Origin of the sequence: Campylobacter sp. BCW_6467, from assembly GCF_001762855.1 — a bacterium.
GTDB classification, from domain to species: Bacteria; Campylobacterota; Campylobacteria; order Campylobacterales; family Campylobacteraceae; genus Campylobacter_D; species Campylobacter_D jejuni.
In genome coordinates, this window is the sequence record NZ_MJXP01000007.1 from 1 (window position 1) to 21879 (window position 21879).

The window sequence follows — 21879 nt, forward strand, 5'->3', positions numbered from 1 at the left end:
GTTTACTCTCCTAGCTTGTTAAAATTTCATCCTGATAATTTTAAAATTATTAGGATGGATGTTTTTATTGTATTTATTTTTTTATTTTTGTTTTATTATTTAATTTTATAAAAATATAATTATCTTTTTATGCAACTTATAAGATAATATTAGATTTTAATGTAACTATCAAGGAAAAATATGTTTGATAAAATTCATTATTATTATTTTAATGCTAATTATGAAAAATGTTTAAACTTGAGTGAGCAATTTTTAAAAGAAAGTCCAAAATTTGCTTTAGAATTTGCTACGCTTTCTTCTTATAAACTTTCTCTTTTTCAAAAAGCTTTATATTATGCTCAAGAGCTTTTTTCTTTAAATCCTACAAGTTTTAATGGTCTTATGCTTGCTAAAAGCTATATTGAAAATTTAAGACTTGATGAAGCCTTGAATTTATTACAAACACTTTTAACTCGCAAAGATGATTTAGAAGATGAACTTAAGTTAGAATTGGCTTTTATTTATAAACTGAGTAATAAACTAGAAGAATCTGAACAAATTTTCAAAGAATTACTTTCTAAAGATATGTATAATCTTAATCTATGGAAAAATTATGCAGAAATTTATTTTAAACATGATTTTACGAAGGCATTAAATGCACATGAGCACTTGTGTCATTTTATGCAAGATTTGATTGATAAACTACAAAAAGGAATCATTGCTGAACAAACCAATCTTAATTTAGTCAAACTCGAAGATAGGCTTCACAGTAAAACCAAAGAAAATCTTACCATTTCTAAAATAGAAGATTTTTTAACTCATCAAATTTTACCCCAAAAAGCATACTTGCTTTTTAAGCTTTTTAGAATATCTGATTCTTTAGAACTTTTTCAATCACTACAAGAAGCCAATCAACACCATGCACAGTTTTGGCAAAACTATGCTAAGGTATTAGAATTTAACTCAAACTATCAAGAAGCTTATCATGCTTATAAAAAATGTCTTAGCTTGGATTCTCATGCAACCTATCAATTTGATTTGGCTTATCTTTTGATGCGTATGGGAGTGGATGATAATTTTGAAGAGGGCAAGAAATATTATGAAAGCAGATTATTTTATGCTCATAATGAAACTTTTTCTACTTATCATTATAATGAAAGCCTAAAAGCTTTTAATAAATTTGGCGTTGATGCTTTTAAAAATAAAGAAGTTTTAGTATTTTGCGAGCAAGGCTTTGGCGATACTATAATGTATGCAAGATGCTTAGAAAAACTTTGCAAAATCGCTTCAAAGGTTTTATTTGCTCCTCAAAGTGCCATGTATGAAATGTTTAAAAATCAAATCAAATTTTTAAATCAAAATGATGATATTTTTAAAAATGTAAAGGTTTTAAAAAATCTACCTACAAATTTTGATTATGCTATTCCTATTTGTTCTTTGCCTTTTTTTATTGATATTAAGCTTGATGAGATTTTACGATTAAAAACACCTATATTGCCACAGAAAAAACCGCATAATCAAAGAAAAAAACTTGGTATTTTTTATGCTACTCCTAATGCTGAAAATTCTGATTTATTAAGAAATGTAAAATTTGAATTTTTATTTGATGTATTAAAAGACTTAGATTATGAAATCATTTCTTTTCAAATGCAATTAAAAGAAGAATTACCTAAGGTAATAGAAGATAGAAGCAAGCTTATAAAAAATTGGAATGATACTCTAAATTATTTATATGATATTGACTGTATGCTTAGTATTGATAGTGCTATAGCGCATTTAAGTTTAGCTATGGATATTCCTACTATAGTTCTTTTACATCCTAGGTTTGATTGGCGTTGGGGAAAATTTGAAAATCCTAAAAGTTATTTTTGGCCAAAAGCAAAATGTTTTATCATAAAAGAACAAGAAGAAACAAAAAGGAATTTGCAAAAACTGATTAAAGATATTTTAAACTAAAGCTTAGTTTAAGAGCTTTAGGTGGAAAATTTGGTTTTTGATTTGCAAAAATTAAAAAATTGATTTTTAAACTAATCAAGGTATAATTTTAAAGTTAAAAATAAGGAATAACTATGCTCTATGTTTATATTAAAACTCAAAATGCTTTAGTTCAAAGAATCAACTTTAATCTCGATAGTCAAGAACTACCACAAAATATTTTATGGATTGATTTACTTCATCCAAGTGCAGCGGAAATTGCTTTTATATCAAGTGAATTTAATCTTGAGTTTCCTACAAAAGAAGAAAGAGAAGAAATAGAACTTAGCGCAAAATATTGGGAAGACAATGCGACAATAACCATCAATGCTCACTTTTTAGTAAGAGATCTTAAAAGCGATGAAGAAGATAGGAATTTAATCAAGCTTCGCACAGAAATTGTTACTTTTGCTACAGCTAAAAATATCTTATTTACTATAAGATATAACGAATTTAGCACTTTTGAAGAAATTCAAGCAAGGATTTTAGCTAGTCCGAAGAATTTTGAAGATGGTTTTGATATTATTGATAAAATGTTTGAAGTGCGCGTTGAAAAAGATGCGGATTTACTAGAATGGATAGACAAAGAAGCAAGACGCTTAAGAACAAGTGTTTTAGAAAAAAAAGATGAATATAGTTATGATGAAATGCTAAAGGATATTTCAAGCTTACAAGAGCTTAATATGCGTGTAAGAGATTCTTTATTTGATAAACGTCGTGCTATGACTTCTTTGCTAAAAAGCGATAAAATCGATAAAGATATAAAACAAAATCTCACTATAGTTTTAAAAGACTTAAATTCTTTGGTTGAATTTAGTGTTTCACAACTTAATATCTTAGACAATATTCAAACCATTTTAGCCAGCCAAATCAACATAGAACAAAACAAAATCATTAAAATTTTTACCGTTGCAACTGTTGCCATGATGCCTCCTACTTTAATAGGAACTGTTTATGGTATGAATTTTAAATTCATGCCAGAACTTGAACTTCACTATGCTTATCCCATAGTGCTTGGCGTGATGGTAATTTCTATCATTTTACCTTTGGTTGTTTTCAAGAAAAAAGGATGGTTATAAAAATTTATTAAGGAGGAACAATGGATACGATAAACATAGGAATTTTAACCCTAAGCGATAGAGCAAGTAGTGGCATATACGAAGATAAAGCTACTGCTGAAATTGAAAGAGTGTTAAATTCATATATAAAAAATGATATTATTTATCATAAAGAATTAATCCCTGATGATTATGATTTGATCATTAAAAAATTACTTTATCTAGCAGATGAAAAAAAATGCGATTTGATTGTTACAAGCGGAGGTACAGGTCCAGCGCTTCGTGATGTAACCCCAGAAGCCACGGAAGCCGTGTGTGATAAAATGATGCCAGGTTTTGGAGAGCTTATGCGCTTAGAAAGTTTAAAATATGTCCCAACAGCTATACTTTCAAGACAGAATGCAGGAATTCGCAATAAATCTTTTATTATTAATTTACCAGGAAATCCTAAAGCTATAAAAGAATGTCTAGAGCCTGTTTTTCCAGCTATACCTTATTGTATTGATTTAATAGAAGGTGCTTATATAGAAGCAAATGATGAAGTTATTAAGGTTTTTCGCCCTAAGAAAAAATGTCAAAATTAAAATTTATTAGCTCTGATAAGTCTGCTTAATTGTCTAGCAAGCAGACTTGCCGAAGCTTCATCTTTACTTATCTTTTGCACTTTATTTTTAAACTTACAAAGTCTGTCATCTAAAATCATATCATTGATTGGAATTTTAGGCTTTTCTTTTTGCTTTTGTGAAATCTTTTTCTTAAAAAACATTCTTTAATCCTTTTTTATAAATATACATCAACTTAGTTGAAAAGAATATTATTTTAGATTTTAAGCTATTAACTTTATTTCATTATTTTAAGCTAGAATTCGCAAAAAACCAATCAAGGAAAAATAATGACTTTAATTGCAATTTTATGTCTTTACACAGCACTTTTATCTTGGATTTCCTATACTCAAATTCGTTTCTTAGAAAGAGAAAAAGACAAACAAGCTCAAATTTTAAGCGAAAAAGACTATCAAAATGCAGCAGACATTGCCATCGAAAATGAAAAATTTAAACTATTTTCCAATTTTTATAATTTAATCATCAATATTGCATGGATAGGTTTTGGATTTTTATATCTTAAAGAATTACTTATCTCAAATAACACTCGTTTTGAAAATACTTTATTTTTATTATCTTTTTTAATAATCACAAGCATTTTAAATCTACCTTTAAGTATTTATGAAAGTTTTATCAAAGATAAAGCCCATGGTTTTTCAAATATGACTGTAAAACTTTTTATCAAAGACACTGTAAAAAGTCTTATTTTAACTTTAATATTTGGATTTTTAATCCTTTATGCTTTGCTTTTTTGCTATGATTTTTTTGGAACTTTTTGGTGGATTGTGGCCTTTATTTTTGCCTTTTGTATTATAGTAATTATAAATCTCATTTACCCTACCTTGATAGCACCTATTTTTAATAAAATGGAAAAACTAAACGATGAAAATTTGCTGAAAAAAATCAGCTCTTTAATGAAACAATGTGGGTTTAATGCAAATGGGGTTTATGTTATTGATGCAAGCAAAAGAGATAAACGTTTAAATGCTTATTTTGGTGGACTTTTTAAAAGCAAAAGAGTGGTTCTTTTTGATACATTATTAAAAGCTTTAAATGAAAGAGAACTTTTAGCTGTTTTAGGACACGAGCTTGGACATTTTGTTCATAAGGATATTATCAAAGCTTTATTTAACGGTGCTATAACTATGTTTTTACTTTTTTTTGTTTTTGCAAATTTACCTGAATTTGTTTACTTAGAAAGTCATCTAGAAGGAGTAAATGGCGGTGTATTTGCTCTTTTATTTATCTTTGCAAATATTTTTAGCTTTTTAATCTCTCCTATACTTAATGCCTTAAGTAGAAAAAATGAATTTGCAGCTGATCAACACGGAGCTAAAGTTACAAGCAAAGAAGATATGAAAAATGCGTTGATAGCTCTAGCAAGAGAAAATAAAGCTTTTATCAAAACAAGTAAAATATATACATTTTTTTATCTCAGTCATCCAAGTATTAGCGATAGAATCAAGGCTCTTTCTTGACTATAAAAAATGCTCTTATAGAAGCTAAATCTAGCTTAAAAGGTTATGAAAATGAAGCAGTATTTATACTCTGTGAATATCTAAAAAAAGATAAAGCTTGGTTATTTTTAAACCAAGATATAGAAATAGATCACAAACCTTATTTTGAGCTTATAAGACGTTTTAAATCTGGAGAACCTTTTGAATATATATTTGAAAAAGTGGATTTTTGGGGCTTAGAATTTAAGATAAAAAAAGGCGTTCTAATCCCTCGTTACGATAGTGAAATTTTACTTTTTCAAATTTTAAATTTATGCAAAAAAAATACTTTTAATAAGATTTTAGAAATAGGATTTGGAAGCGGAATTTTAAGCATTGTTTTAGCCAAAGAACTTGGGTTAAAAATCACAGCCTGTGATATCAATCCTAAAGCCTTAGAATTAGCTTTAGAGAATGCCAAATTACACAAAGTCGATCACTTGATTGACTTTAAACTTTGTAATTTTAAGCAAATTAAAGAAAATTATGATTTTATTTTTTCAAATCCACCTTATATTAAAAATTCATATCCTATAGATATTTGGGTACAAAAAGAACCCAAAGAAGCTTTATTTGGCGGAGAAAAAGGATATGAAATTCTAGAAGAAATCATACATTTTTCCCTCGATAAAAAAGTTAAATTTTTAGCTTGTGAATTTGGCTATGATCAAAAAGAAATTTTGGAAAAAATCTTATATCAAAATAATTTCATTGTTGATTTTTTCAAAGATGAACAAGGTTATAATCGTGCTTTTATAGCTAAATTTACAAATATGCGTTATGATAAAAAATAAAAGGAGAAACTTTTGAAAGCTGTTAATTTATTTTTACTTGCCTCCATCATAGGGGTTGAACTCATACTAGGAATAGTTGTTGCACCAACAATTTTTTTTCCTCAGAATCTTATAGGGGAGGGAGTGTTGAGCCATTTTCAAAGTGGCTTAATAATGACGCAAATTTTTATTAAAATGGGATATTTACTGATTTTTGTTTCAGTGGTTAATTTTTTATATGAAATTTATTCTCTTATAAAAGATGAAATAAAATTTCAAATAAAATTTTCAAAATTTATGCTGAGTTTGCTTATTTTGATTTTAAGCTTAATATTTGTTTTTTATTTTACTAATACCATAATTGAACTTCAAAACTTAGGTGAAAACGCTACAAAAACTCAAGAATTTATCAGTATCCATAATGCAAGTGAAGTGGTGATTAAAATCATCTTGATAATGCAAGTTTTTTTGTATTTCTTAAGCTTTAAAATAGCAAAAAAATGATAGAATATTAAATAAATCCAAAAAGAGAAGGAGTAGGCCATGATGATCTCTGATGCAACTATGATGCAACAAAATTACTATTTAAACAATGCACAAAAAGCTAGCGATAAAGCTTTAGAAAATATTGCAGCTGTTCGCGCAATAAGTGGAGTTGATAGTGCCAATTTAGCTATTGCTGACTCTTTAAGATCTCAATCAAGCACTATAGATCAAGGTATCGCAAATGCTTATGATGCTATAGGGGTTTTACAAATTGCAGATGCTAGCCTTACTAATATCTCTCAAAGTGCAGATAGACTTAATGAACTTTCAGTAAAAATGAACAATGCTGCACTTAATGATTCTCAAAAAGGAATGCTAAGAACAGAAGCAACACGCATACAAGAATCCATCAATGATTCTTTTAATAATGCAACTTATAATGGAAAAAATGTCTTTCAAACTATGAATTTTGTAGTAGGTAGCGGAACTGAAACTACAAATTTAAATCCATTAGCAACAGGTGGATTAAGCATAGATAATCAAGATAGTATTACAAATTTTATGGATCAACTTGGAAGTTTAAGAAGTGAAATAGGCTCAGGTATCAATGCCATCACATCAAATATTAATGCAAGTGTTCAAAACAGCATCAACTCAAAAGCAGCTGAAAATAATTTACTAAATAATGACATAGCAAAAAATGTTAATGATTTTAATGCCAATTATCTAAAAGAAAATGCTGCTGCTTTTGTTGCTGCGCAATCCAACATGCAGCTTCAAAGCAAAATTGCTAATTTACTACAATAATATAAGCCCTAAATAGGGCTTATTTCTTTATCAAAATGACTTTAGAGCAAATTTTAGAAAAAACCAAAAACGTTCGTCTTGTAGCCGCAAGCAAGTATGTCGATGCAAGTATAATTGAAAAGCTTTTTGATCAAGGTATAGTAGAATTTGGAGAAAATCAAGTCCAAGCTCTAGCACAAAAAAAAGAAAATCTTGATGAAAAAAAACTAGATATAAAATGGCATTTTATAGGAACGCTACAAAGCAACAAAATCAATCTCTTAATCAAACAAAAACCTATATTATGGCACTCTTGCAATGGTATTAAAATAGCTAAAGCTATGGACAAAAGACTTGATTATAAATTAAATACTTTATTAGAAATCAATAGTGCAAATGAAAATAGCAAAAGCGGTCTAGATCCAAATCAAGCTGTAGAAGAATATTTACAAATACAAGAAGAATGCTCTAATCTAAATCTTTGTGGCGTAATGAGCATAGGATCACACAGCCAAGATAAAGAAAGTATTATCAAAAGCTTTGAAACTACATTTAAAATTTATGAAATTCTTCAAAAACATGGGGCTAAAATTTGCTCTATGGGGATGAGTAATGATTTTGAAATTGCTATAAAATGCGGATCCAACTTAGTAAGACTTGGAAGCATTTTATTTAAAAATCTTAAGTAAGAACAATCTTACTTAAGCATATTTATTAGAAATTTCCTCTACTATACTATCAGAGATAATAAAATCTGTATGATAAAGCAAGCAAGATCCCGCGCTAATAACTTTTAAAACAAGTTTTTTATTGTTTTTTTCATTAGGATTATGTGCATTTCTAGCAATTTCATGAATTTCATAGATTAATTCTCTATTTAACCTTGTCAAATCTAGCTCTATGATATTTTTTTCAAATTCCTTAGGTTCTGCGGTAAAATGATTTTCTTCTTTATTTTTGAAATCTTTTTTTGCTCCAAATTTTTTTATAGCTTTAATCTCGCCATCTTCAAGACTTTGTAAATCTTTAATTGCTTTTAAAAAAAAGCTAGGCTTCTCCCCTCCCTCAGCTTTAAATCCCAATACAAAACCATAGGCATTATTTTTTAAATTTTCATCTTTGATGATGTTTTCTATTTCTTCTACATTGCTTTCAAATACAGTAGCATCAAACGAAGAATAATAATCCAAAATTTCAATTCTACCATAACGCTTATTATTTTTACTCATCATGGATTTGAAATCTTCAATTTTACCTATACTTAAAATTTCTCCATTGTTTTTTAAACTTTCAAAATCTAAACTTTTAACATAATCTATGGCATTAATTTGTTCATAAAATCGATCTAAAGGATGGCCTGAAACATAAATTCCTAAAATTTCTTTTTCATATCCTAATTTTTCCATCACTTCAAATTCTTCATTTTTGGGAGTAAAATTTACTTGAACACCTGAAGTTAATTCCTCTTCACCAAAAAGAGAACTTGCAGCATTTTTTCTTACTTCAGCCATTTTACGCGATGCTTCGCTAAGATTTTCCATATTATCAAACAAAGCTTTTCTAGTAAAACCAAACTCATCAAAAGCCCCTGCCTTAATAAGACTTTCTAATGTTCTACGGTTTATTTTGGTAGGATCTATCTTACCTAAGAAATCATTAATATCCTTAAATTCTCCATCTTGTCTTGCTTCAAGTAAATTTTCAACTGCAGGAATACCCACACTTTTTATAGCCCCAAGTCCGTATATAATAGCATCATTGCCATCTTGCTCTAAAGCACTAAATTCACGGATCGCTTTGTTAATCGATGGAGGTAAAAGTTTAATATTCATTTTTTTCATCTCATCAATATAAACAGCAATTTTATCCACATTGTTTTCTTCGCTTGTTAAAAGCGCTGCCATAAATTCACTAGGATAATAAGTTTTTAAATAAGCTGTTTGAAAAGTAATCAACGCATAAGCTGCAGAGTGAGATTTATTAAAACCATATCCTGCAAATTTTACGATAAGCTCCCATAAATCCTCAGCTTTTGCTCTATCATATCCTTGTTTTTCTGCTCCATCTGCAAAATCAGTTTTAAGCTTTTTCATCTTCTCAGGATCTTTTTTACCCATAGCACGACGCACTACATCAGCACCTCCTAAAGAAAAGCCACCTATAATTTGAACAATTTGCATAACCTGTTCTTGATAAACAATAACCCCATAAGTAGGCTCTAAAACCTTTTCTAAACTGTCAAAAGGATATTCTATACTTTTTAAACCATGCTTTCTATCGATAAAATCATCAAGCATTCCTGATTCCATAGGGCCTGGACGATAAAGCGCAAGAACCGCAATGATATCTTCAAAACGCTCTGGTTTTAAGCGTGCATTTAAGCTTTGCATACCGTCTGATTCGATTTGAAAAATCCCTAAAGTATTTCCACTTTGTATGGTTTTATAAACTTTGCTATCATTTACATCTATGGTTTCCCAAATAATGTCTTTATTATAACGCTTTTTAATAAGCTTGATTGCATTATTGATTACTGTTAAAGTTTTTAGACCTAAAAAGTCAAATTTTATCAAATCTACATCTTCTAAATGATCTTTAGAATACTGCGTTACTAAATGTCTTTCATCATTTTTACTTTGTCTAAAAAGCGGAGTTTTCTTCCATAAACTTTCATTAGAAATTACAACACCTGCTGCGTGCATACCGGCATTGCGATTTAATCCTTCTAAAGCTCTTGCATATTCCCAAACTTCAGGACCTTTAGGGTGACGATCAATAAATTCTTTGATTTTAGGTTCTTTTTCATAAGCAGCATCAAGAGTGATTTTAAGCTCTTCAGGCACAAGTTTAGCAAGCTCATCAGCATCTTGAATACTCATATCACAAACTCTAGCCACATCACGAATCACTCCTTTAGCCAAAAGCTTACCAAAGGTAATAACCTGTGCAACCTTATCTGCTCCATATTTATCAATCACATAATCAATCACTTCAGCACGTCTGTCTTGACAAAAATCCACATCAATATCAGGCATGCTCACACGCTCAGGATTTAAAAAACGCTCAAAAAGTAGACTATAAGGAATAGGATCTAAATCCGTAATCCTCAAACAATAAGAAACCAAACTTCCTGCAGCTGATCCTCTTCCAGGACCTACTGGAATGCCTTTATCTTTAGCCACTTTAATAAAATCATGAACAATAAGCATATAACCTGAAAATTTCATATTTTTAATGATATTAATTTCTACTTCAAGTCTTTGTTTATATTCTTTATGCTTGCTTTCATCGATAAATTTTAATCTCTCTTCAAGTCCCTTTTTACAAAGCTCTTCAAAAACTATGTCATCATTATCAAAGCTAAATTCTTTTGTTTCTTCAGGCAAGGTAATATTATGATCTTTAGCATATTCTCTTGTAAATTTGAAATTCGGTGGAGTGGGATTGCCAAGATTAAGCTCTAAATTACATTTTTGTGCAATTTCTTGTGTATTTTCTATAGCTTCTGGAATATCTGCAAAAAGCTCACTCATTTGCTCAGGACTTTTAACATAAAATTCATGCACACTATGACGTATTCTATCAGGATCATTAAGTTTTTTTCCCATAGCTATACACATAAAAACCTCATGGGCAGCCGCTCTTTCTTTAAAAGTATAATGCGTATCATTTGTAGCAATAATTTTTATATTTAATTCTTTAGAGAGTCTGATAATGTCATCATCTATCATTCTTTGATCACTTATACCATGACGCATGATTTCAAAATAAAAATCATCTTTAAAAACTTTTTTATACCATAATGCCGCTTCTTTTGCTGCCTCATAGCCTTTTGCACCAAAACGCACATTTCTTTCACTATAAGTATTTAAGTGCCAATTTACTTCACCTTGCAAGCAAGCAGAAGAACAAATAAGACCTTCGCTATATTTTTCTAAAAGCTTTTTATTGATACGCGGATAATAATACAAACCTTTAATATAACTTTGAGAACTTAAATACATTAAATTTTGATATCCGATCTCATTTTTTGCATACAAACAAAGGTGAAAACGCTGACGAGAACTTTTATCATCTAATTCATCGTGATTATGTAAATACGCTTCCATACCAATGATAGGTTTTAAACCTTGTGCTTTCATTGTTTGATAAAAATCAATTGCCCCAAACATATTTCCATGATCTGTCATAGCAACACTTGTAGCACCCTGCTCTTTTAAAGTCAAAGCTAATTCTTTAAGCTTATTAGCTCCATCAAGCAAAGAATATTCTGTATGTAAATGCAAGTGTGTAAATTGACTCATTTTCTTCCTTTAGTTTTTTAAGGCTTATTTTAATTTTGATAAAAATTATAAATTTTTCTCGCTGAATTTGAAAGAAATTGACCCTAAATTTCAACTTAAATTTTACAAAAAAGGCAAAAATTCAGCCAAAATAAACTATAATAAAAATTTAAGATTTTAATCTTAAATAAAATAAACTTTTCAAAGGATGAAATGATGAAAGTAAAAATTGCTTATTGCAATCTTTGAAATTATCGCCCACAAGCTGCAAGGGTTGCAGAAGAACTACAAAGCGATTTCAAAGATGTTGAAGTAGAATTTGAAATTGGCGACAGAGGTGATTTTATCGTTGAAGTAGACGGAAAAGTTATCTTCTCTAAAACACAACTTATTAATTGCGAAAGTGAAAGATTTCCATATCAAAATGAAATTAATCAATTAATAAAAAATAGAGTGTAATCAAACACTCTATCATAATATTTTCTCATATTCCTTGCCAATATATATGTTTTGCTCATACTCGATAATAGGACGCTTAATACAGCTTGGATTTTCTAATACAATTTTCTCAAGTTCTTTTTCATTTAAACTTTTAACTTTTTCTTTGTTTAAACCAAGTTTTTTAGAAGTTAATCCAGCAGTATTGATAAGATCTTCAAAAGATTTTTGTTTTAACCATGTGTATAAAATATCTTGATTAATCTTTTTAATATCCATAAAATCAAATACAACACCTTTTTGTGTTAAAGCATCCATAGCTTTCTTTACAGAATTACAATTTTTAATACCATAAAGTTTCATTTTCTAGCCTTTTTTACTAAATCTGCAATTAAAAAAGCAAGCTCTAATGCTTGATCCGCATTAAGCCTTGGATCGCATTGAGTCTCATAACGATCTTCTAAGCTTTGAGCAGTAACATTGCTTGCACCACCTGTGCATTCTGTTACATCTTTTCCGGTCATTTCAAGATGCACTCCACCTGGATAAATCCCTTCGCTTATTGCAATCTCAAAAAAAGATCCCACTTCTTGCATGATTTTATCAAACTCACGTGTTTTAAAATTACCTGCTTTTACTGTATTTCCATGCATAGGATCTATGCTGTATACTAAATTTAAACCTTCACTTTTAAGTTTGGAGAAAATTTTTGGCAAATTATTGATAATTTTATCTGCACCCATGCGGATAATAATATTTAATCTTCCTTCTTCATTATTCGGATTTAAAACATTTGCTAAAGCTATGATATCATCAGCACTTGCACTAGGTCCTATTTTAACCCCTAAAGGATTTTTTACTCCTCTTAAAAAATGTACATGAGCTTCATCAAGCGCCCTTGTTCTTTCACCTATCCAAAGCATGTGAGCTGAACAATCGTAAATTTCTCCACTTAAACTATCCACTCTAGTTAAAGCTTCTTCATAAGGCAAAAGCAAAGCTTCATGTGAAGTATAAACACTAACTTCTCTTAGACTCGGAGTATTACTTGTATTAATCCCACAAGCTTCCATAAAAGCCAAAGCTTGTGAAATTTTTTCACTGATATCAGTATATTGCTTATGGAGTTCACTCTTTTTTAAAAACCTCAAATTCCAACGATGCACTTCATGCAAATCTGCTAAACCACCCTTAGCAAATCCGCGCAACAAATTTAGCGTTGTTGCACTTTGATAATAAGCTTCAAGCATTCTATGAGGATCAGGAATGCGCGCTTGTTCGCTAAATTCAAAACCATTAATAATATCACCACGATAACTAGGAAGACTTATACCATTTAACTCTTCAAAATCACTACTTCTTGGCTTGGCAAACTGCCCTGCAATACGACCAATTTTTACAACAGGACATCCACCGGCAAATGTAAGCACTATAGCCATTTGAAGTAAAATCTTAAACATGTCACGGATATTTACAGCGCCAAAATTTTCAAAGCTTTCAGCACAATCTCCACCTTGAAGTAAAAAAGCTTCTTTTTTACAAACTCTTGCTAAAGACTTTTGAAGATTTCTCACTTCTCCAGCAAAAACCAAAGGAGGAAGTTTCTCAAGTCTTGCTAAAACTCTATTCATTTCCTCTTGATCTGGATAGATAGGTTGCTGTTTTATGGGATAGTTTTTCCAAGAATTCTTAGTCCACATGGTTTTTTCTTTCGTTTTATTGATCAGCTTCCTCTATAAGTTGAATAACCAAAAGGAGAAAGGGTTATTGGAACATGATAATGTTTTTGATCTTTAGAAAGCTCAAAACTTACCTCTACAAAAGGATAAAAAGTATTTATTTTGTGTGATGTGTAATAGTCTTTTGTAAAAAATTTAAGCTTATAAATTCCAAAAGCCCTATTTTCAGCTTTTTCATATGGTAATAAATCCCCTATTCTACCATTTTCTTCGGTAAATTCTTCACTTACTTTTTTCCACTGTTGATTTGCTTCCAACTTATAAAGCTCAACTTTTACCTTAGGAGCGGGTTGTCCAGAAGTAATATCCAAGACATGAGTGCTTAATTGATATTCAGTAGCACTCAAAAACATTGGCACGCTTGCTAATATTAATAAAGTTTTTTTAATAGAAAACATTTTCTCTCCTTATATAATATTTACAAGGAATATTATATAAGAGCATTATTAATAATTAAAATCAAATAATAAAAATTATAAATTAATTATAATTATTTAATTGTTAGACTTATAATAAAAAATAATTATAAATTATTTTTTAAGCTCTTTAATACGTGCTGCTTTACCGCGTCTATCTCTTAAGTAGAATAATCTTGCACGGCGTACACGACCACGACGCAAAACAATAATACTTTCCAAACTCTCACTATAAATAGGGAAAATTCTCTCAACGCCAACATTATTAGCACCCATTTTACGTACGATAAAAGTTTCGCTTACGCCATTACCTCTTCTAGCAATACAAATACCCTCAAAATTTTGGATTCTTGTTTTATCTCCTTCTTTGATACGAATTGCAAGCTTTAAAGTATCACCAGCACGAAAATCTGGAACATTTTTACCTTCAATTTGTTTTGCTTCAAATTGTTCTATATATTTATTTTTCATAAAAATCCCTTATTTTTTGCGTTCATGCTCTAAAAATAAATCTGGACGAAAAAATTTCGTTTTGCAAGACGCCAAAGTAGTTTTTAAACTTGCAATTCTAGCGTGATTACCCTTTAAAAACTCTGAAGGAGTATAAAATTTTTGATTTTTTTTCTCAAAAATAAAAGGTTTTGAAAAAGCAGGTGCTTCGAGTAAATTATTTTCAAAGCTTTCTTCTTCCAAACTTTCCATATTCCCTAAAACCCCGTTAACATTTCTTAAAATCGCATCACACATTACAAGCGCAGGTAATTCTCCTCCTGTTAAAATAAAATCCCCTATGCTAAAAACTTCATTCGCAAAAATTTCAAGCACTCTTTCATCTATACCTTCATAGCGCCCACATACAAAAACTATGTGTTCTTTTTTACTTAAGCGTTTGGCGTCTTTTTGATTAAAAGTTTTACCACTTGGATTTAAAAAAATAAAATAGGGATTTTCTTTTTTTTCTTGAATACTTTTTAACACCTCATACATAGGTTCAACTTGCATCAAAAGTCCAGCTCCACCACCTATTTTATAATCATCGACTTTATGATAAGAATTTTTAGAAAAATCTCTTGGGTTATAAAAATTAAGTTTGAAAAGTTTTTTTTCTTTTGCTCTTGCAAGTATAGAATCCTGAAAGTAAAATTTCATAAGATTAGGAAATAAAGAAACGAAACTAAATTTCATGAATTTTCTAAAATTAAAAAAGCATCTTGCGTGCAAAAAATCTGTCGTTTTTCTATATCTATATTTTTAACAAATTTATCTAGATACGGAATAAAAAATATTTTAGAATATTTTTTATTCACCCATTTTTCATCACTTTGAATTTCAAATAAATAAGAAGCTCCAATTTCCAAGATATCAACAACTTTACCTAATCTTTTATCTTCTTCAAAAACTTCACACTCTAAAATATCAAAATAAAAAAACTCATCTTTTTTTAATTTACAAGTTTGTCTGCTTTTCTCGATACTCTGAAAAAGAATAAGATTGGTTAATTCTTTAGCTTTTTCTATATCTTCATAATTCTCAAATAAAACAGTAGAATTGCTTGCATTATAATGCTTAATCTTTAATATTTCTTTGGTATTTTTTATAAAAAAGGTAGCATCTTTTTTAAATTGAGAAGAAAAGTCGCTCAGGTTATGCAATTTTACATAACCCTTAAGACCCACAGTTTTACCAAGTTTTGCAACTTGAACAAAATCTTTTTCACTCAAGTGCTTTTACCGTTACCCTATAAGAACTTGCATCCTTGCTCTTATAAGCAGAGATTACGGTTTTTATAGCATTGATCATTTTTCCATTTTTACCTATAAGCTTACCTGTATCAACCTTATGTGCAAAAAGAACAATCTCAAAAAAATTTTCACTTAATTCAATTTTTTGAGTGTTAATCTGTTCAGGATAATCTGCAATTAATTTTGCGTATTCCCTAAGAAAATTCTCTACCATGATTATTTGCTAGTGATAGAAGCAACTTTATCGCTAAGTTTTGCACCAACACTTTTCCAATAAGCTAAACGCTCTGCATCAACTTTAATTACCTCAGGTTCTACCATAGGATTATAATATCCAATACTTTCTATCCAACCACCATCGCGACGTTTTCTACTGTCTGTAACCACAATACGATAAAATGGTCTTTTAGTTCTACCCATTCTTGTAAGTCTAATAACTGTCATTTATACTCCTTAAAAATTAAAAATTTTATTTATAGATACTATAAAAAGTATTTATAAATAAAATTTAAAATTGTCTTCTAGCTTGGCTCATCATTTGTGTCAAATTCTCCATTCCTTTTTTGCCTGAAAATCTTTTTGCAAGTTTTGCTGCATTACTAAATTGTTTTAAAAAACGATTGACTTCTACCTGAGAAAGACCTGCTCCCTCTGCTATACGACGTTTTCTAGCATTATTTAACAAATCAGGATTTTCTCTTTCTTTTGGAGTCATTGAAGAAATCATTGCCTTAATATGTATAATCTCTTTAGAATTATCCAAATCTATATCTTTTACCGCATTTGCCATTCCGCCAAGCCCTGGTATCATACCGATTAAAGACTTCATACTTCCTAATTTTTTAATACTTTCCATTTGGTTAAGAAAATCATTAAAATTAAATTCACCTTTTTTGATTTTTTGATTGAGTTTTTTAGCTTCTTTTTCATCAATCACTGCAGCAGTTTTTTCAGCTAAAGTAGCCAAATCACCCTCGCCCATGATACGACTTACTATGCGATCTGGTATAAAAACTTCTAAATCTGCTACTTTTTCACCTACACCAATAAATCTTAAAGGAATACCGATTTGTTTTGCTATACCTAAGGCTACTCCACCTTTAGTATCTGCATCAAATTTTGATAAAATTACCCCGCTGATACCTAAAACTTCATTAAAACTAGCCGCAGTCTTAACCCCATCTTGACCACTCATTGCATCAGCAACATAGAAAATCTCATCAGGATTTAAAACATCCTTAACTGCTTTTAATTCATTCATCAAAGTCTCATCTATAGCCAAACGCCCAGCAGTATCCACAAGCAAAACATCCACCATAGAACTTTCAGCCTTTTTTAAAGCCTCTTTAGCAACCCTAATAGGATCTTTTTCATTTTCTATGAAGAAAAGTTCAATTTCATTAGCTTCACAAAGTTGTCTTAGCTGCTCCACTGCCGCTAAACGCTGTAAATCACAAGCTGCAACTAAAACTTTTTTATTGCGTAATTTTAAATAATTTGCAAGTTTGATAGTGCTTGTAGTCTTACCGCCCCCTTGCAAACCTGCCATTAGAACTACTGTTGGGGGTTTAGAAGCAAAAACAAAACCTTGATTTTTGCCATTGACACTTAAAATATTTTCTAAATTTACTTTAATGGCATTTAAAAATTGTTTTTGACCTATTCCGTTTTGCTTTACATCTTCTTCTATCGAAGTCAAAAGCTCTTTAGTTACCTTATGGTGAACATCTGCTTTTAAAAGAGCTTTTTTTAAGGTTTCTAAAGCGTTCTTAAGTGCTTTTTCATCATCAACAAAACGTAATTTATTAATCGCTGATTTAAAAGATTCGCTAACTAACTCAAACACTTTATCACCTTTCTATAAAATTTTTAAATTAAACCTTGCATTATACAAAATTTTTTCTTAAATGGCTTTAAAAATCTAAATTTTTTATCTCAAAGCCAACTTTTGCAAAACTATTATCTAGCTCAGCCTTAAAATAATAATCAAAAATTTTAATTTCATAACTATGTAAATACATTCTATCGCTTGAAATTTTAGCATATTTTTCATCACCTACAACGCCATGTTTTATAAATTTAGCATGCACTCTGATTTGATGAGTTCTACCTGTTTGAATGACTATTTTTGCTAAGGTTTTTTTTGACTGCAACATAATAGGAGTAATGATACTTAAGGCACTTAAACCATCTTTTGAAACTTTACTTAATGCTCCACATTTTGCTTTTATGGTAAAAATAGGCTCATTCACTTCAACCTCTTCAGCCAAAACCCCATCTAAAACCGCAATATAACTTTTATAAACTCTGTGTTTTTTAAATTCTTCTATACAAAGCTTTCTAAAATCTTCATCTTTGCAAAGCAAAATCACACCGCTTGTTTCTTTGTCTAAACGATTTAAAAGCTTGGCATTAAATTTTTTCTCCAAGTCTTCACTCACATAAGCGTAAGGTTTATTAATAGCAATAATCTTATCATCTTCAAAAATAATTTGAGGATTTTTGGTTTTTATCACATTAAATCTTGCCTTATCGTTCATCAAAGCTCTAGCAACCACAACTTTTTTTCCATGTGAAAAAACACAACCCTTATCAATCAAATCTTTAGCTTCACGATTTGAAATTTTTTCTTGCAAAGCTAAGAGTTTATAAGCTTTTTCTTGCATCAATTCCCTTTTGTATAGTTTGCATGATAAGATCTAAATTTTCTTTTTTGGAAATTTTAGCTTTTAAATTTAAATAATGGATTTTATCATTTAAATCTTTTAAATTTTCACAAAAATATACATTTTCCACTTCTTCAAACAAAGCCTTTTGATTGTGAATAAATTTCCCGCTGATTAATACATTGTCAAAATATGCCACTTCTATAGGATTGTGTCCTCCTATGCCTTCTATGAAAGAACCTCCAAGTACAACAACATCAGAAATTGCATAAAAATTTACAAGCTCCCCTAAAGTATCTAAAAGTAAAATTTTTTTAGAAAATTTCTTATTTTCATCTTTTAAAGAGCTAAATTTTTCAAATTCTAAACCTTTGTTTAAAAGTAAATTTTCAACTTCTTTAAAACGCTCAGGGTGTCGTGGGGCGATAATGAGTTTTTCATTTTCTTCTAGTTTAAAATGATCAAGTAAAAGCTCTTCTTCATCTTTATGAGTACTAGCAAAAATGATAAGTTTTTCCTTAGGTTTGGTATAAATTTTATTATTTTTAATTTCTAAATTTGCCTTAATATTTTTAAAAATTTTAACATTTTTAGCTCCCAAACTTTCAAGTCTTACTTTATCTAATTCACTTTGAGCAAAAACTTCATCAATATAAGAAAAAATTTTTTTATAAAAAAAAGAAAATTTTTGATAAGAATGATAAGATTTATCAGATATTCTCGCATTAAGCAAAATAATCTTAGCCTTATAAATACGTGCCATAAAAACAAGCATAAGCCAATATTCTGCTTCAAAAATTACCAAAACCTTACAAGGATTAAACCAAAAAGGCAAAAAATTTTCAAAAGCAAGATAATTTACCTTTTTACAAAATTCTTTTGCACATTCAAAACCTGTTTGAGTAATAGTAGTTATTCTTGAATCAAATTTCAAAACCAAAGCTTTAATACTTCTTACCTCCCCGTAAGAACAAGCATGAAAATGTACATCAGCTTTTTCTTGATGTAAATTTTTATAAAGAAAAAATCGAGATTTTAAACTAATTTTGTATTTGGATTTTAAAAAAGAAAGCAAAAGAATAAAGACGGCACAAAATAAAAATGCCGTCCAAGTTAAAAAATAATAAAAAAAGATCAATTTTGTTCTTCTTGCTCTTTATAAAGAATTCTTCCGCAATGAGGACAAGTTACAATCTCTTCACCTTTTACAACGGACAGATAAGTCTTATCGTAAATTTTCATAAAACATCCATAGCATGCTTGTTTTTTAACAGGAACTACAGCAGTATTCTTCGCCCATTTGCGAATTTTCTCATAAAAACTTAAAACTTTTTGATTCATCTCACTCACAAGTTTAGTTTTTTTATCATAAACACTCATTCTATCTTTTTCAAGAACTTCCATTTCAGATTTAATACTTACTCTAATCTCGTTAATATTTTGCTCTTGTTTGATTTTTTCTTCTTCGAGTTCTTTTTTATAAGTTTCTTTATTCTCTAAAATTTTATCTAGTCTTACAATCTCATCATTTGCAGCGTCTAATTGCTCTTTTGCGATATCTTCTTCAATTTTTAAAGCATTAGCTTCTTTTTCTGTTTTTACCGCACCACTTTTTTTAGAAAGATCTTTAATTTTTGCTGAAAACTCGGAAATATGAGCATTATTTTGTACTTTTTGATTTTCTATATCTTTGATTTCTTCATCAATTTTTTCTAAATCTGTGTTGATTTTTCCTATTTTTAACTCAGCATCTTTTAAAGTCTTATTAATACTGTCTATTTTTGGTTCATAACTATCAATCTCTTGATCTATTTTTGATAAAAGCACTAATTGTTCAAGATATTTATTCATTTATTTTCCTTAAAAATATTGAAATGGATTTTTTGAAACTGTTATTATAACTTGTAGCGGCAAATTTTTCAAGTCTTTTGCTAAACATTGAGAAAAATATCTCTCACTTTCAAAATGACCCAAATCAATAAGACTGATTTGATTACTAAGCGCCTCTAAAGCTTGATGATATTTAAAATCTCCACTTAAAAAACAATCCGCATCTACTTTAGAAATTAAATCTCCACCACTTCCAGTACATATAGCAATACGCTTAATGTCTTTTTTACCACAATCGCTTACACGTAAAATTTGTAAATTTAACCTTTTTTTCACCCGGTCACACAAAGCTTCAAAAGACATAAAATTTTCTACATAAATCAAAAATTCGTCTTTAAAAGAAATTTTAAAACCTAAAATTTCTTTCGTAAAATAAGTATTTAAATGACTTAAATCATAATTTGTATGCATACTGATTAAAGAAATATTTTTACAAATCATTTCTTTAACAAAAGCCCTAGGATAAGTTTTGTCATATAAATCTTTTAAACCTTTAAATATCAAAGGATGGTGTGTGATAATTAAAGAATTTTCACTCGCTTTTTTAATGATATTTTCATCAATATCTAAGCTTAAATAAACAGTTGAAATTTCGCTATCCTTATCTCCAAGCAAAATTCCACTATTATCCCATGATTCTTGAGTATTAAAAGGACTTAATTGATCTAAAAAATTATAAATTTCACTCAGTTTCATTTAAATTTTTCTTATAAATTTCAGCACAATTTTTTGAAAGCTCACGAATTTTTAACATATAATCTTGTCTTTGTGCTACAGAAATTGCTCCTCTTGCATCTAAAAGATTAAAAGTATGTGCAGCAAGCATACAATAATCATAAGCAGGTAAAGCTAGTCCTTGTTCTAAAATATTTTTACATTCTTTGTAAGAATTTTCAAACTGCTCATTCAAGATTTTAACATCACTTACTTCAAAATTGTATTTACTAAATTCATATTCACTTTGCTTATGCACATCTGCGTATTTAATTTTTTCTCCATTAAATTCACTCCAAACTATATCATAAACATTATCAACATTTTGAAGATACATGGCTATTCTTTCAAGACCATAGGTAATTTCAGCACTTACTAAATCTACTGCTATACCGCCAACTTGCTGAAAATAAGTAAATTGAGTAACTTCCATACCATCAAGCCATACTTCCCAGCCTAAACCCCAAGCACCTAAACTTGGACTCTCCCAATTATCTTCAACAAAACGAATATCATGACTTTTTAAATCAAAACCCAAATTTTCAAGACTTTTAAGATATAATTCTTGGATATTATCAGGACTAGGTTTAATCAAAACTTGAAATTGATAATAAGCACCTAAGCGATTAGGATTTTCACCATAACGTCCATCAGTAGGCCTTCTACTTGGAGCTACATAAGCAGCTGCCCAAGGTTTTTTTCCTAAACTTCTTAAAAAAGTTGCTGGATGAAAGGTTCCTGCACCTGCTGGCATATCATAAGGTTGCATAATCGCACAACCTTGCTCTTGCCAATAATTTTGTAAATTAAGTATCATTTGTGAAAAAGTCATTGTAT

25 protein-coding genes are annotated in these 21879 nt (G+C 29.4%); 9 read left to right on the forward strand and 16 right to left on the reverse strand.

Annotated elements, in window-relative coordinates; all coding sequences use genetic code 11:
- Positions 1 to 180 precede the first annotated feature (180 nt).
- The 3 genes from AJ888_RS00525 (at position 181) to mog (ending at position 3595) form a co-directional block, all read left to right on the forward strand.
- Positions 181 to 1935 carry a hypothetical protein gene (locus AJ888_RS00525; RefSeq protein ID WP_002851245.1) on the forward strand — a complete coding sequence of 585 codons (1755 nt, stop codon included), beginning with the start codon at positions 181 to 183 and terminating at the stop codon, positions 1933 to 1935.
- 113 nt (positions 1936 to 2048) lie between these two features.
- A complete protein-coding gene (gene corA / locus AJ888_RS00530) occupies positions 2049 to 3032 on the forward strand; it encodes a magnesium/cobalt transporter CorA (protein ID WP_002861405.1) in 984 nt (327 codons plus the stop codon).
- A gap of 20 nt (positions 3033 to 3052) precedes the next feature.
- The gene (mog, locus tag AJ888_RS00535; RefSeq protein WP_002861404.1) at positions 3053 to 3595 is read left to right on the forward strand and encodes a molybdopterin adenylyltransferase; all 543 of its coding nucleotides are present in this window, start codon (positions 3053 to 3055) and stop codon (positions 3593 to 3595) included.
- On the opposite strand, the gene AJ888_RS00540 is transcribed toward mog, so the two are convergent.
- Positions 3592 to 3777: a hypothetical protein gene (locus tag AJ888_RS00540; RefSeq protein WP_002861403.1), complete on the reverse strand. Its 186-nt coding sequence runs from the start codon at positions 3775 to 3777 to the stop codon at positions 3592 to 3594. The two genes, mog and AJ888_RS00540, sit on opposite strands and share 4 nt — an antisense overlap.
- A gap of 126 nt (positions 3778 to 3903) precedes the next feature.
- Here AJ888_RS00540 and AJ888_RS00545 point away from each other — a divergent pair, with 126 nt between their 5' ends.
- Genes AJ888_RS00545 through AJ888_RS00565 form a run of 5 tightly spaced genes read left to right on the forward strand, consistent with a single transcriptional unit; the run spans position 3904 to position 7843 of the window.
- Positions 3904 to 5091, forward strand: coding sequence for a M48 family metallopeptidase (locus tag AJ888_RS00545; protein WP_002861402.1), 1188 nt, complete (start codon positions 3904 to 3906; stop codon positions 5089 to 5091).
- Positions 5088 to 5903: a HemK/PrmC family methyltransferase gene (locus AJ888_RS00550; protein WP_002861401.1), complete on the forward strand. Its 816-nt coding sequence runs from the start codon at positions 5088 to 5090 to the stop codon at positions 5901 to 5903. Before AJ888_RS00545 ends, AJ888_RS00550 begins: the two co-directional genes overlap by 4 nt.
- A gap of 12 nt (positions 5904 to 5915) precedes the next feature.
- Positions 5916 to 6386, forward strand: a complete 471-nt coding sequence (locus tag AJ888_RS00555) for a DUF4149 domain-containing protein (RefSeq protein ID WP_002861400.1) — start codon at positions 5916 to 5918, stop codon at positions 6384 to 6386.
- A gap of 39 nt (positions 6387 to 6425) precedes the next feature.
- Positions 6426 to 7175 carry a flagellin C gene (gene flaC, locus AJ888_RS00560; protein ID WP_004305585.1) on the forward strand — a complete coding sequence of 250 codons (750 nt, stop codon included), beginning with the start codon at positions 6426 to 6428 and terminating at the stop codon, positions 7173 to 7175.
- Positions 7176 to 7210: 35 nt separating this feature from the next.
- Positions 7211 to 7843 (forward strand): YggS family pyridoxal phosphate-dependent enzyme, encoded by a 633-nt coding sequence (locus AJ888_RS00565; protein ID WP_002855231.1) that lies wholly within the window; start codon positions 7211 to 7213, stop codon positions 7841 to 7843.
- Positions 7844 to 7855: 12 nt separating this feature from the next.
- Here AJ888_RS00565 and dnaE read toward each other — a convergent pair whose 3' ends face one another.
- On the reverse strand, positions 7856 to 11458 hold the full coding sequence (gene dnaE / locus AJ888_RS00570) for a DNA polymerase III subunit alpha (RefSeq protein WP_002861398.1): 3603 nt from the start codon (positions 11456 to 11458) through the stop codon (positions 7856 to 7858).
- A 195-nt stretch (positions 11459 to 11653) separates the two neighbouring features.
- Between dnaE and AJ888_RS08855 the strand changes: the two genes are divergently transcribed.
- Positions 11654 to 11896: a SelT/SelW/SelH family (seleno)protein gene (locus tag AJ888_RS08855; RefSeq protein WP_257841545.1), complete on the forward strand. Its 243-nt coding sequence runs from the start codon at positions 11654 to 11656 to the stop codon at positions 11894 to 11896.
- Positions 11897 to 11908: 12 nt separating this feature from the next.
- Here the strand turns inward: AJ888_RS08855 and AJ888_RS00575 are convergent, their stop codons facing one another.
- The 14 genes from AJ888_RS00575 to glyQ form a co-directional block, all read right to left on the reverse strand.
- The gene (locus tag AJ888_RS00575) at positions 11909 to 12238 is read right to left on the reverse strand and encodes an ArsC/Spx/MgsR family protein (protein ID WP_002861397.1); all 330 of its coding nucleotides are present in this window, start codon (positions 12236 to 12238) and stop codon (positions 11909 to 11911) included.
- Positions 12235 to 13575, reverse strand: coding sequence for a class II 3-deoxy-7-phosphoheptulonate synthase (locus tag AJ888_RS00580; RefSeq protein ID WP_002861396.1), 1341 nt, complete (start codon positions 13573 to 13575; stop codon positions 12235 to 12237). Before AJ888_RS00580 ends, AJ888_RS00575 begins: the two co-directional genes overlap by 4 nt.
- A gap of 23 nt (positions 13576 to 13598) precedes the next feature.
- Positions 13599 to 14012: a hydroxyisourate hydrolase gene (gene uraH / locus AJ888_RS00585; protein ID WP_002852246.1), complete on the reverse strand. Its 414-nt coding sequence runs from the start codon at positions 14010 to 14012 to the stop codon at positions 13599 to 13601.
- Positions 14013 to 14144: 132 nt separating this feature from the next.
- Positions 14145 to 14501, reverse strand: a complete 357-nt coding sequence (gene rplS / locus AJ888_RS00590) for a 50S ribosomal protein L19 (RefSeq protein WP_002861395.1) — start codon at positions 14499 to 14501, stop codon at positions 14145 to 14147.
- A 9-nt stretch (positions 14502 to 14510) separates the two neighbouring features.
- Complete coding sequence (gene trmD, locus AJ888_RS00595) at positions 14511 to 15215, reverse strand: tRNA (guanosine(37)-N1)-methyltransferase TrmD (RefSeq protein ID WP_004305579.1); 705 nt, start codon at positions 15213 to 15215, stop codon at positions 14511 to 14513.
- The gene (gene rimM / locus AJ888_RS00600) at positions 15212 to 15751 is read right to left on the reverse strand and encodes a ribosome maturation factor RimM (RefSeq protein WP_004305577.1); all 540 of its coding nucleotides are present in this window, start codon (positions 15749 to 15751) and stop codon (positions 15212 to 15214) included. The genes trmD and rimM overlap by 4 nt, the downstream gene beginning before the upstream one ends.
- Entirely contained in the window at positions 15744 to 15986 is a 243-nt protein-coding gene (locus tag AJ888_RS00605; protein WP_002861392.1) for a KH domain-containing protein, read from the reverse strand. Before AJ888_RS00605 ends, rimM begins: the two co-directional genes overlap by 8 nt.
- Before the next feature lie 2 nt (positions 15987 to 15988).
- Complete coding sequence (gene rpsP / locus AJ888_RS00610) at positions 15989 to 16216, reverse strand: 30S ribosomal protein S16 (RefSeq protein ID WP_002852274.1); 228 nt, start codon at positions 16214 to 16216, stop codon at positions 15989 to 15991.
- A 64-nt stretch (positions 16217 to 16280) separates the two neighbouring features.
- Positions 16281 to 17618 carry a signal recognition particle protein gene (gene ffh / locus AJ888_RS00615; protein WP_002861391.1) on the reverse strand — a complete coding sequence of 446 codons (1338 nt, stop codon included), beginning with the start codon at positions 17616 to 17618 and terminating at the stop codon, positions 16281 to 16283.
- Between the two features lie 67 nt (positions 17619 to 17685).
- A complete protein-coding gene (locus AJ888_RS00620) occupies positions 17686 to 18438 on the reverse strand; it encodes an RluA family pseudouridine synthase (protein ID WP_002861390.1) in 753 nt (250 codons plus the stop codon).
- A complete protein-coding gene (waaA, locus tag AJ888_RS00625; RefSeq protein WP_004305574.1) occupies positions 18419 to 19576 on the reverse strand; it encodes a lipid IV(A) 3-deoxy-D-manno-octulosonic acid transferase in 1158 nt (385 codons plus the stop codon). The genes AJ888_RS00620 and waaA overlap by 20 nt, the downstream gene beginning before the upstream one ends.
- Positions 19573 to 20289, reverse strand: coding sequence for a zinc ribbon domain-containing protein (locus AJ888_RS00630; protein ID WP_002861388.1), 717 nt, complete (start codon positions 20287 to 20289; stop codon positions 19573 to 19575). Before AJ888_RS00630 ends, waaA begins: the two co-directional genes overlap by 4 nt.
- Before the next feature lie 9 nt (positions 20290 to 20298).
- Complete coding sequence (locus AJ888_RS00635; RefSeq protein WP_002861387.1) at positions 20299 to 21024, reverse strand: Nif3-like dinuclear metal center hexameric protein; 726 nt, start codon at positions 21022 to 21024, stop codon at positions 20299 to 20301.
- Positions 21011 to 21874 (reverse strand): glycine--tRNA ligase subunit alpha, encoded by an 864-nt coding sequence (gene glyQ, locus AJ888_RS00640; RefSeq protein WP_002861386.1) that lies wholly within the window; start codon positions 21872 to 21874, stop codon positions 21011 to 21013. Before glyQ ends, AJ888_RS00635 begins: the two co-directional genes overlap by 14 nt.
- Between the last annotated feature and the right edge of the window lie 5 nt (positions 21875 to 21879).